This is a genomic window from Lederbergia sp. NSJ-179 (genome assembly GCF_022867885.1).
In the GTDB taxonomy this organism is placed as follows: domain Bacteria; phylum Bacillota; class Bacilli; order Bacillales; family Bacillaceae_C; genus Lederbergia.
Genome location: NZ_JALIFP010000064.1, coordinates 1 through 11,597, shown reverse-complemented (window position 1 = coordinate 11,597; position 11,597 = coordinate 1). Strand labels below are relative to the sequence as shown.

Annotated in this window: 13 protein-coding genes; 3 read left to right on the top strand and 10 right to left on the bottom strand. The window is 37.3% G+C overall.

Annotated features, from left to right (window positions below):
- Nucleotides 1-224: helix-turn-helix domain-containing protein (locus MUB24_RS22285; RefSeq protein WP_244707818.1), on the bottom strand; the 224-nt coding region annotated here is incomplete at its 3' end.
- A 58-nt stretch (nt 225-282) separates the two neighbouring features.
- Here MUB24_RS22285 and MUB24_RS22280 point away from each other — a divergent pair.
- Together MUB24_RS22280 and MUB24_RS22275 are read left to right on the top strand one after the other, a co-directional pair.
- Nucleotides 283-528 carry a hypothetical protein gene (locus MUB24_RS22280; RefSeq protein ID WP_244707816.1) on the top strand — a complete coding sequence of 82 codons (246 nt, stop codon included), beginning with the start codon at nt 283-285 and terminating at the stop codon, nt 526-528.
- 286 nt (nt 529-814) lie between these two features.
- On the top strand, nt 815-1,279 hold the full coding sequence (locus MUB24_RS22275) for a hypothetical protein (RefSeq protein WP_244707814.1): 465 nt from the start codon (nt 815-817) through the stop codon (nt 1,277-1,279).
- 237 nt (nt 1,280-1,516) lie between these two features.
- Here the strand turns inward: MUB24_RS22275 and MUB24_RS22270 are convergent, their stop codons facing one another.
- The 7 genes from MUB24_RS22270 to MUB24_RS22240 all read right to left on the bottom strand — a co-directional run bounded on the left by MUB24_RS22270 (nt 1,517) and on the right by MUB24_RS22240 (nt 7,542).
- Nucleotides 1,517-2,758, bottom strand: a complete 1,242-nt coding sequence (locus MUB24_RS22270; RefSeq protein ID WP_244707812.1) for an MFS transporter — start codon at nt 2,756-2,758, stop codon at nt 1,517-1,519.
- 149 nt (nt 2,759-2,907) lie between these two features.
- Nucleotides 2,908-3,669 carry an ABC transporter permease gene (locus MUB24_RS22265; RefSeq protein WP_244707809.1) on the bottom strand — a complete coding sequence of 254 codons (762 nt, stop codon included), beginning with the start codon at nt 3,667-3,669 and terminating at the stop codon, nt 2,908-2,910.
- Nucleotides 3,666-4,637 carry an ATP-binding cassette domain-containing protein gene (locus MUB24_RS22260; RefSeq protein WP_244707807.1) on the bottom strand — a complete coding sequence of 324 codons (972 nt, stop codon included), beginning with the start codon at nt 4,635-4,637 and terminating at the stop codon, nt 3,666-3,668. Before MUB24_RS22260 ends, MUB24_RS22265 begins: the two co-directional genes overlap by 4 nt.
- A 21-nt stretch (nt 4,638-4,658) precedes the next feature.
- Nucleotides 4,659-5,531 (bottom strand): hypothetical protein, encoded by an 873-nt coding sequence (locus tag MUB24_RS22255; RefSeq protein ID WP_244707805.1) that lies wholly within the window; start codon nt 5,529-5,531, stop codon nt 4,659-4,661.
- 5 nt (nt 5,532-5,536) lie between these two features.
- Complete coding sequence (locus tag MUB24_RS22250; RefSeq protein ID WP_244707803.1) at nt 5,537-5,872, bottom strand: PadR family transcriptional regulator; 336 nt, start codon at nt 5,870-5,872, stop codon at nt 5,537-5,539.
- Between the two features lie 537 nt (nt 5,873-6,409).
- The gene (locus MUB24_RS22245; protein WP_244707801.1) at nt 6,410-6,892 is read right to left on the bottom strand and encodes a hypothetical protein; all 483 of its coding nucleotides are present in this window, start codon (nt 6,890-6,892) and stop codon (nt 6,410-6,412) included.
- A gap of 311 nt (nt 6,893-7,203) precedes the next feature.
- Nucleotides 7,204-7,542: an HAD hydrolase family protein gene (locus MUB24_RS22240; RefSeq protein WP_244707799.1), complete on the bottom strand. Its 339-nt coding sequence runs from the start codon at nt 7,540-7,542 to the stop codon at nt 7,204-7,206.
- Nucleotides 7,543-7,664: 122 nt separating this feature from the next.
- Here MUB24_RS22240 and MUB24_RS22235 point away from each other — a divergent pair, with 122 nt between their 5' ends.
- Nucleotides 7,665-8,231, top strand: coding sequence for a Uma2 family endonuclease (locus MUB24_RS22235; protein WP_244707797.1), 567 nt, complete (start codon nt 7,665-7,667; stop codon nt 8,229-8,231).
- Between the two features lie 651 nt (nt 8,232-8,882).
- Here MUB24_RS22235 and MUB24_RS22230 read toward each other — a convergent pair.
- Together MUB24_RS22230 and MUB24_RS22225 are read right to left on the bottom strand one after the other, a co-directional pair.
- The gene (locus MUB24_RS22230) at nt 8,883-9,755 is read right to left on the bottom strand and encodes a hypothetical protein (RefSeq protein WP_244707795.1); all 873 of its coding nucleotides are present in this window, start codon (nt 9,753-9,755) and stop codon (nt 8,883-8,885) included.
- 604 nt (nt 9,756-10,359) lie between these two features.
- Complete coding sequence (locus tag MUB24_RS22225; RefSeq protein ID WP_244707793.1) at nt 10,360-11,124, bottom strand: SDR family oxidoreductase; 765 nt, start codon at nt 11,122-11,124, stop codon at nt 10,360-10,362.
- Nucleotides 11,125-11,597 lie beyond the last annotated feature (473 nt).

Here is an 11,597-nt window from a genome sequence, read left to right as displayed (position 1 = left end):
TGGGAAGGCATTTCTTTTAGAAATGGATATTTCCTTTTATCCAATGTTAATTGTTTTTGCATGTCATAACGGTTGTAATTTTCCTTGTTTTGTTTATATTTGCGCTCTTTATCTAAAAGGGCAGAGTTGTAAGTTTGACGGCAGTATTGGAGCCAACGGTCTAACGTTTCTTTTTGTTTTTCTGTTGGGAAAATCTCGTATTTTTGATTGACCAACACTGCCATCACCTTCTTTGCTATATCTAACCCCATTATAGAACATTAGTTCCGAAAATGAAAGCCTTTGGCTTACGCCAACCGAAATTCATCTCCCCCTTATCGTTGGGCTACGCCCTTCACACGATTGAAGAGAGAGACTTCTTTCGGAATCACGTTAAATCAAGGGGCGGCAACAGCTAGTGAGGGAGAAAAGGAAAAAATCAAGGAAGAATTTGTGATCGCGAAAGAATATAAGTTAGCCTTTTGGGAGATGGCTTATACGGGGGAAAAATGGCTATCTGAAGAGACGCATAAAGTCTATTCATCCTAAACGACGGAAGATGAAGGCTTCGACTAAATAAAGGGGATGCCCCGGCAGATGATCAAGAAGCCCTTGCCCGAACTTCCCAACATTTAAACGCATTAGCCACCTATGCCCATAAGAAAAGCGCAAGCGCCTTGGTCAGCCCCGACAAGCAAATGTTCTGAGACAATAAAAGTCCGGTTTTGACTTTTATTGTCTCAGGTTATTTGACCTCGAGGGGCTAGGCGCTGGAGCTAGATCCAAACATTAGCCAATTTTTGCTTTCTTACCTTTTAAAAAAGGGGTAAAGATTGTGACAGAAAATTTCCGTACCCTCTCTAGTACAAGTGAAAACTGTCTTTATATTATGAATCAGTCTGAAGGGAAAATTAGATTGATTACAGACTTTGGCAACATGGGGGGAGCGGAAAAATATGATGAATTAGCTAAAATCATTCCATACAGTGATTCGATCCATGCCAAGCCTTATTACGACGCGGAAGGAATACCTGATGAAGAGGAATTCAGACGTTGTTTAAATCTTTTGAAGCAAGCCAATTACGACGGTCCCATTGTCATAATTTACGACGGACCTGGTGATATGTGGGAAGGGATTGACCGAGTAAGGAAAATTGGGAAGGATTATCTCGCCTCCATCGGAACAATCAACAGGGGAAAGCCAGTGCATCATTCAGGCGTGAACGACGTACCGGTTGCATTAGCAAATTCATTTTTCAAGTGGTATATGGAGCGAAATAATGAAATCCGCGTTGAATAAGATGGGAAGCATGTTTTGATATGGGGCAAAGTCAAAACATGCTATTCTTGAGGTTATGGGAAGCAAAAAGCCTCTGCAACAAAATTTCTACGAGTCATTGAAGATGAATTTTAACTCTAAAAATGGGTCTTAAATTCGTTAAATAACTTGTTTAGGTACTGCAAACAAGCCTTTTTTGTTGGATTTTTAAAATCGCTATACATTCACCGAATATTAATTAAACTCCCATCTATGCCTTTATTTCGTTGATTGATGTGTTGAATGTGACTCCAATTTTTGATTACTGGCCGCCATAGGCTTCGCAGCATGGGACAGTAGGCCAGCAATGGTCACACCAATTAAAACAAAGATCAATGATTTTAGTAATGTAGTAGATTCAGCGATCGCTCCTAATACGGGAGGGCCGACAAGGAAAGCAAGATAACCGACCGTTGTTACCGCTCCGACTCGGGCAGCCACTCCACGTGGATCATCGCCCGCAGCAGATAATCCGACAGGGAAGCCATAGGCTGATCCAAATCCCCAAAAGACAATGCCTATTGCTGCTGCATAATAGTTTCCACTAAAAATAACAATCATAAGTCCAACTGCAGCTGAGATGGCCGAAACTCGAAGTATGGCCACTCTTCCAAACCTGTCTAGGAGAAGATCACCTACTCCCCGACTAATCGTCATGGTTGCAACAAATAAACCATACATAAAGGATGCTTGTGCGGGAGTTTTTTCATACCCATCGACCATCACTAAGGGCAGCCAATCACCTGCCGAACCTTCTGCAAAAGCCATTCCTAAGACAATGATTCCTATTAAGACGGTCCTTTGCTCCTTCCAAACAGCAAGTCGCTCCTTAGTTGTCATTGGTGGATCATTTGAATCACTATTTTGATCCTGACCCGTTCCCGCCGGTACGAACCGAAAGAAATAGACAATCAATACAAATACGATGATTGCGATAACGGATAAGTGAGTCATCACAGAAAGATGCAGTTTATTCGCAAGCGAGCCCATAATGGCACCAAAAAATGTTCCTAAGCTATATACTGCATGAAAACTAGTCAGAATCGACTTTTTTATTGTATGCTCGATTGTTGTGCCCTCTACATTCATCGCAACATCACAAATGCCGATTCCAAAGCCGAAAAGGGATAGTCCAATAAATACAATAATTCCATTATTCAACCACGAGCTCCCTAATCCGACAACGACAAGTCCAATTGAACTACACCCTAGCCCAGTCAACATAATGACACGGCCTCCCCAACGTGCAATAAAATGACTCGCACAAAGGAGACCCATAATCGAACCAGCAGACAATCCAAAAATAATCCATCCCATTTGCGCTGTAGACACACCTAATGCGTCACGGATATTCGGGGTCTGAGCTACCCATGACGCCATGGCAAAACCGGACAGACCGAAATAAAAATAGATGGCCAGGCGCCATAAGTAAATCTGTCTTGATGTAAATGCATATCCCATTGAAGCCATCTCCCTAGCTAAACCTGAAGTACAATAGTAGTAGAACGAAGATTTACTATCCAACAATTTATTAAATTTATCACAATTTGTAAAAGGTTACAATGATTGGAGATTGGTAAACTGACATTTAATTTTCCCTACCCCTCTACTTATGCAATGGCTTTGTTGTAAACGCGAGTTGACCAAATCAATGTGATCATGGTGAGAACTACAATGACAATAAATCCTACGAAAACTGATTGATTCAGGATTGATCCTTCCGCTAATTTTTTAGCTGCTTCCACTCCATAATAAAGTGGATTGATATGAGCAAGTACTTGTAACCATTTTGGACCAAAAGATATTGGTAATAAAATTCCCGCAAGTAAAGTTAATGGCAATTGTAAACTTGTTATTACAGCAGCAACACCACCCACGTCTTGGAAAATCAGACCTAGACTTCCAGACCATGCTGAAACCATCATCGTAATAATTGAAAGTAATAGTAATTGTAGTAAAATACCTACTAAGTGAATTTCATACCCAAATAAACTTGAGATTACTAAAACGATCATTGCTGGAATAAGAAATGCTACGACATCTTTTAATACCCCACCCATTAACATAGCGAAGCGACTTGCTGGGGTTACACGTAAACGTTCAATAATTCCGCTCTTTAGGTCAAAAACCATTGTCCATGCTGTACCCGTCCCTGAGCTAAATGCTAAGAGAACTAGAATTCCCGGTACGAACATTTCCAAAACTTGGGCTGTATTCATGGCAGGATGCGTTATATTTTTTAATAATGGACTAAACAACAAGATATATAACAATGGAGTCATCAACCCGGATATTACCCAAGCAATCTGACGAACTGATTCTTTTAATTTACGAACAAAGAAAATATTTGTTTCCCGAACCACCTGCATCATTGTTCATCTCCCTTTCCGCCATCACGTAATTCCTGACCAGTTAAGGCTAAGAAGACATCATTTAAAGATGGCATTGATAATGATATATTGGCCAATTCGATATGATGTTCTTTCGCGTATTCAAAAATATGAGTAACTAATTCATCGCCTTTGGAAGTGTAAATGGAAAAATTCGTACCCGTTTCTATTACATTACCAATTTCTAATTGATTAAAGAGCTGTTTCATTTTTTCGGCGTCTTGTGCATTTTTCAGTTCTATCGAAATAGCTTCACCTGAAATCTTTTTCTTTAATTCTGTTGGTGTTCCCTCAGCAATGATCTTGCCATGGTCTAGAATCATTAAACGGTCACTTAAGGCGTCAGCTTCTTCTAAATAGTGTGTGGTAAGGAAAATTGTCATTCCATTGTCTCGCAATTTTTTGATATGTTGCCATAAATTGGCACGGTTTTGTGGATCGAGTCCTGTTGTTGGTTCATCAAGAAATAATACTTTTGGTTCATGTAAAATTCCTTGAGCAATCTCCACACGACGTTTTTGCCCACCGGATAATGTACGGACAAAGCGTGAAAGCAATTCATGAAAATCAAGCAACTTACTTAATTTTTCAATTCTTTGTGCTGTAACACCCTTCGAAAGTCCATATAATTTCCCTGATAGTTCTAAATTTTCACGTACTGTCGCGTTTGGATCAGCGCCACCAAGTTGACTAACATAGCCTATTTTCGCACGAACCTTTTTGGCATCTGTTAAAACATTACATCCAGCTACATAAGCCGTTCCACTATTAATTGGTAACAATGTTGTTAGTATTCGTTGCGTTGTGGTCTTACCCGCTCCACTTGGTCCAAGAAAACTAAAAATTTCACCTTGATCAACGGTAAAACTAATATTATCTACGGCAATTATTTTTTCTTTTTTATTTCGATATGCCATACTTAAATTTTCCACCCGAATTGCCTTGGCCATGGTATTCGTATCCACCTTTCTTTATACACTTTTTTTCATATAATGTGCGAGCAAAAACATCGTCATAGCTATAGCGACAACTAATGGAATCCAGCTATAGATCCATAGTTTTAAGATGAGCAAGAAAACAAACGCGCCAATGGCCAAAATCCAAACTCCTGCTGATATCACGCCAAACGTTTGTGCATTTCCTGACGTTTCGAAGTTTTTTGCCCATTCATTATGTTTTTCAGCTTCCTTTAATACCCAAGACTTACGATAGTCAGATTCCGTAATCATTAAGAACGCAATTACACCAATGCTTAATAAGGCAAAAGGAATTAAAATCGCGAGTGCACCTTCCAATGATTTAGCTTCAACGAATACGAACATCGGCACAAGTAAGGCACTGACTAAGAAAACAAATACCGCAATGGTGTAGATTGATGCGCGTAGCGGGCGCATTGGATTACGTGTTGCCGTTTCTTGTGTTAAGCCCATATAGACAAATCCTGCTAGTGGAATGGCTAAGAACACCATCAATCCACCTGTTAAGGCTTCAAATTTACCAGATGCAAGATAACTTAAACCTGCACTAATCAATCCAAATGCAACAAGAACGCCTAAAATAGTATAAATAGCGGCTTGTTGTTTTGTCACAAAATGTCGTAATGACATATATTGAATCTCAAATACTTCTTTCTTTTTCGCTAAACTCATTTGGTCAGCAATTTTATTGATATCTGCAAATTCTATTTCAATTTTTTTTAACGCTTCTGCACGTTTCAAACCAGTTGCTTCTAAGCTGTTCAAACGATCTTGAAGATTCGTTAATAATTCTTCCTTAAAATCAATAAGTTCTGGTGATTCTTCATATTTTTCAAATGCGTTATCAATAAATTCTTTTAGTTCCATATGAATTATTCCTCCGTAAATAATCGTTCCAAAATCTTCTTTGTAAACTCATAATCTTCAAGTTTTTGGTGATACAACTCCCGCCCTCGTTCAGTGATGTGATAATATTTTCTACGACCACCTTGCGTTTCATCACCCCAATAAGATTCGATAAAACCATCCTTTTCAAGACGTTTATAACTGGAATAAAGTGTCGTTTCCTTTAACTCATACAAATTTTCCGTTTTCTGCAACACACGGTTATAAATTTCAAATCCATAGCGGTCGCGATCCAGCAAACTCGCCAAAACAATTGTATCTGTATGTCCGCGCAAAATATCACTTGATAATTTCCCACTCATAATTTCACCATCTCTTTTTGTTCATCAAATTACTACGACTGTCGTGTATAAAGTTATTTTTTTAGGCGAGGAATTCTTCCCCTCACCTCCTTTCAATATTATTGTATATCGTATTACTACGACTGTCAAGTGTGAAAATATGGTACCGTCCTTGTTTATGGTCCAACAAATAATGGAAATGGTCCATTTGATTACGATGATTCTAACAGTATAGATGGAACGGGGCATAGCGTTTTTTTCTGGTTTTTGTTTTTTCCTTAACCCACCACCCTTCAAGGTCGCAACAAGAAATTCCTTCTACAGAATACGTATGCGCTTTTCTTGGCATCGTATAATTAATAATTCTAAAAATTTTAGGTCTTTTAGGCAGTCAAAATTTCCGCCTAAAACGGTATTTTTATTCTGATCTTGGTGAATTTGTTTCTATGAATAATTCAGGTTCATTTATCTCGCTCTTTTCCGAAAACCTCCTTACTTTGGTTAAGAGGGAGAACTATACCTATGCATCTGCTAACTTGTAAATGAGTAACGGTTTTGTTACCTGGCTAATCTGATACGCCTGAATAGAAAAATACCGAAACCTACCAATAGAGGAGTTGCAACAAGTGATGTAATGATTATCTTCCGAGCTTTATCCATAGGAAATCTATTTGATAAATGGATTTGCTCTAAGCCTCCCCCTTCACAGGAGATGCGGTCAAAAACAGTATAATCTCCGTCAAATAATAAAACAGCTTTTGCTCCTTTAATATCTGTGATAGTTCGTTCTTTCTCTAACATAACCAATTCATCATCTAATTTACATTGTACCGCTTGAATATCCAGATTTGCAGGTGTTCCCCACACGGCTAGGGTTTTCGCTGCTTTCGTTTGAAAAAACGTTTCCCCAGGACTGATGACTTGATTGGTAAACGTACCTGGTGGCTGTGCTAGTTTATATGTCATCCAAGCAGCAAAAGGGCCAATGATAATAAATGTCATACATGCAATAGCAAGTAGTAATGCCACTTTCCTTGTCACTTTTCTCACCTTTTCTAAGAAAATTTATTTCTTCTCTTAGAAGATACGTAACTCCCTGTCACTTGGTTTCATTTTTCCTTTTAACCTGCTTGAATAAACTGCCCATGAAAATTTGTCCAGTTCGTCACTTCCATAAGAAGCCTTTTTCAAGTATAGGTGACTTATTATAGGTTTACCAGCTTTAAGAGGATGTTCAAAAAGTCCGGTAAAAATGACACGGCAAATTTCTTCGTTGACTTGTTTCTCCGCTGCTCGAAACTGCGCCGCCTCGAACTTCTCGGTCCTTTTATCCTCCTTTTTGAACGCGCACTTTAATTATTTTTTATATTTCCCAATTCACTAAGTCTTTGCACTAGAATGTTTTCTGTATCCTCACTTAATACCAATTGTTCAGATGAAAACGGTGCTAGTTGTAAGCTTTCACCAATCATAACTGAATACATTGCATGTTGAAACATTGTAATATCATTCGCATCATTACCGAATGCTATATATTCTTTTTCTTCTACACCCAATTTTTGCAATCCACTCCACTTATCTATTCCGATTGGACTTATGTCTAAAATTCCCTCATTTCCGTGGGAGTGAACCACAACATTCATATTGCTAAGCCGTTCTTCAACTTCTTCCATATTATCTGAAGTAATCATTAAAATTTATCTTATTTTTTCATTTTATGTGTCCAACACTATGGATACATTATAAATGTCGTGTATTATTATTTCTTTTTAGTTATTAATTTGAGTATAATTGACTTAGGGTGGTGATTGCTTTGAGTTTATTAAATGAAAGGTATAGCACCTATGAAGAATTTGAATCTGAAAGAAAAAAGTCAGATAAAAGGTTAGAGTTTATTGATGGAGTTATATATATGTCTCCATCTCCTAGCATCAAACATCAAGAGATATCATCTTACTTGCATGGGGAGTTATACAATTTGTTGAAGGGGAGTAAATGTAAAGTTTTTGCAGCACCAACTGACGTCGTCTTTAACAATGAAAGGAAAGATGAAAAAAAGATCGTTGTCCCCGATCTATTTGTAGTTTGCAACCAAGATAACTTCACCGAAAATGAATACATTGGAGCTCCTGATTTTATTATTGAAATATTGAGTCCTTCAAATAAATCGCATGATATGATTACAAAGCTGCATTTATACATGAATTCAGGTGTTAAGGAATACTGGATAGTAGACCCTATGGAAAATCATATAATGGTTTATTTCTTGGATAATGATGCAGAGATTCAATTCACTCTGGTTAATCTCGGGGGATTTGTTGTCTCAAACCTCTTTAAAGAATTTAAGATAAATACCAAGGAATTATTCAACCTAAGCTAATCACTTTTTGTGAATAGCTTTTTTCATTAAATAGACGGTCTGTTGTTTTAAATCATAAATATTTCGGTTCTGTAACAATTTACGAGGAACATGATTCGACAATTCGACAAAAACAGGAAAATCTAACCTCCTGTCGTAATGGTTAAGTACCAACAAAAACCATCCGAGCGCTGGGCTATACCTTTACCTCCAGCTGACGAATCATGGAACACATTGTCCAGACTGCGGTGTCTGGACAAATCAAAGTACATGAATATCATCCAAAACAAGGGATTGCGGGTTTCCATAACGAAAGCCTTCGTCTATAAGGCCAATTTTCGAACTTGCGTCTGAATTTAAACAATGCCCTGCGCCGTCTCTACCTGCCGAAAAAGATGCAAAAGAATCAACTTCAAACGATTTGCATGCGTTTCATTAAAATTGAGGGAAAATCATTCGATCTGGTCGATAAATCACATTCAAATTAACGAGCAGTTCGTTATATAAAGATGCTTTTTTTGTACACTGAATCGCATCCACGGGATATGATTAAAAAGCATTCTAATTACAATCACTAGGATAGAAAAAAGCAAAAATATAATCAGAGAGTTACGGAAAATCTTAAAAGCTCAAAAGAACCTTTTGCAACAATTGCGCCTTTTCTGGAATACGCTATTTAAACCGTCGATATTTCATAGGCGTCAGGTGTTCCCAATCTTTATATAGTTGTTCTTTTTTAAGGATTTTCCAAGGATTAAAAATCGTTTGTCCGTCCTTGTTAAAGAACAGCCCATCTCCTATATGGTAAGCTGCATGCTGAATAACGTCATTTTTATCTTTCCAAACCACCACATCATCTTTTTGTATTCCGTCACCTGAAAATACCTCATAGTTGTATCGATTCAATGTCTCAATAAATGTATTTTGGTAAATCCATTCATATATAAACCACTCTTGTTCTCCACTTGATACCGCGAATAAAACAGCTGCTAGGCAGTTTGCACCCTGTCGGTTACTAAATGTATTAGCAAATGGTTTTAAAAAACTGGGCATAGAGCTGGGAGGGTCTTCACAATCTCCATTATCCCACCATTCATAGACCATTTTACAAAGTAATTGTTCTTTAATAGCGTCTTCAAGTAGCTCCCACATTGCACGCTGAATAATAATATTCTGGTTTACTATATAATTGGAGGGTATTTTTTCTAATTCATCTACAAATGAAATAGGAATTACAAGCCCCCTTCCACATTGCATTTGGGAATTGAAAATTAATCTTTGTTCTTCGGCAGAAATGCTTTCAATCCAATTCTTTTCGGCAATAATTACATAATGAACATTCTTTATTTTCCAGTACAAGTAACTATTTACGTAATTTATTTGGCGATATGTACTGTGATTAAAAAATTCATCAGAAGGCATTAATAAAACATCTGAAACATCAATTTCCTTTAGATTGTCTTTTGTTAGAAAAAACAAGTCTTTTTCTGGAACGTAAATTTCCGTCCATTCTTGTAAGTTGTCTTTGGTTGGCTTAATTTTCATTTTTCTCTTCCCCCAAGAGATACCGTAGTGAATGTAATTAAAATAATTCCAGTCACTTTTTTTACCTTTTTTTAAATGAAAAAGTTATGCTTGGAATCGGCTTCCAAACAGGCTTTAAACACAGTAGTACCAAGGGGTTTAGCGTTTTGAGGGATACTTATGCTAACAATGATTGATGCTATAACGGTTTATATGGCGAAACAAAAAAGGACAATTTAATGTTCAATTTGGTAAATATAAAAAATCCCAAGATTTGTGATGAAGATAATTTACAAGCTGTAAGTAGGGTATTAATGTGGCTTTAGAATAAAGTTTGATTAAAAATAACCTACAACCTCGTTCTTTACGTATATTCAAAAAACTGTTTTGAAAAAAGATTGATCAAAACAGGTTTTCTCTTTGTGAAATGGTATATAATTTTTATAAAAAAGTTTGATCATTTTCTGCCCAGGAAGATCGCAATTGATCCGGTATGGAATTTTATTAAATTATATACATTTCTTATTAGTCTGTATATATTGCCATTTATTTAAAAGTTATAAAGACAAATACACCAAAGACTCCGTTAAATCCTTATCGTCTAGCGGAGTCTTTGGTGTATAAATCAAAATGCGGAGGTCCAACCACCATCAGCTGTTACTACTGTACCATTTACAAAGCTTGCCTCATCAGAAGCTAAGAATAAAGCAACGTTTGCAATTTCCTCAGGCTTTCCTATGCGTGGTACAAGATTACCAGTTAATTGCTGGCGGTTAGAACCGAATTCATCAAGGTTTTTCATAGTTGAACCAATATTGGTTTCCACGGCCCCAGGTGCAATACCATTACAACGAATGCCTTGATTAGCATACATAAAACCAGTATTTTTTGTAATACCAACAACGGCGTGTTTGGATGCCGTATAGGTAACACCGGCATGAGACCCATTTAATCCCCCTGTTGATATTGTATTCACAATAACCCCTTTGCCCTTTTCTAAAAAGATAGGCAAAACCTTGCGCATCGCACGCATAACACCTTTCGTATTGATATCAAAAATGAGATCCCACTTTTTATCGTCAATATTTCCAACAGGCTCCATACCATCCATAATGCCTGCGTTATTAACCAGTATGTCTAACGTCCCGTACTCTTGCACCGCCGTATCGACCATATTATTAATATCTTCAACATCCGCAACATTTACCTTCACAGCCTTGGACTCTCCGCCATTATCCTTTATTTCTTTAACAACGGTTTCTGCCCCCTCAAGATTAAGGTCGACTACTACAACTTTTGCCCCTTCTTTTGCATACAACTCTGCAATTGCCTTCCCCATGCCAGAGGCTGCACCTGTTACAATTGCGACCTTACCGTCTAATTTACCCATTCTTCATTCCTCCTAATATTATCCTATATAGTATTGTACACCTATCTTCCGGAGATATAAAAGTTTTCGCCTATGCGAAAATCTTCAAAGTTAGTATTTCTCCATTTTTTCATCATTCTGACATTTATAAATTAGAATACACTTGTGTTTATTTAAGAAAATGGCCCGTTTGCGGTATAACCTTATCTTACTTTTACCATAAGAAACCCCCTTAGACAAATTACATCCAAAGGGGTAAAGCTTCGCAACATTTTTATAAACATCGCGACTTTTTTCAAAACATCGTATCTTTTTTATAAGCATCGCAACTTTATTTCAAAGCCACACGCTATTGTGTTAAAATTAGCTTTACTTCAGCTCTGAGGAGTAAAAATTCTTCGTGATAATTTTAAAAAACTCTTCCCTAAAATAGGCTAGTTATAAGATAATCTAACTGTAGAATGACTACAAACAGCATATTTCGGGGAGGACTT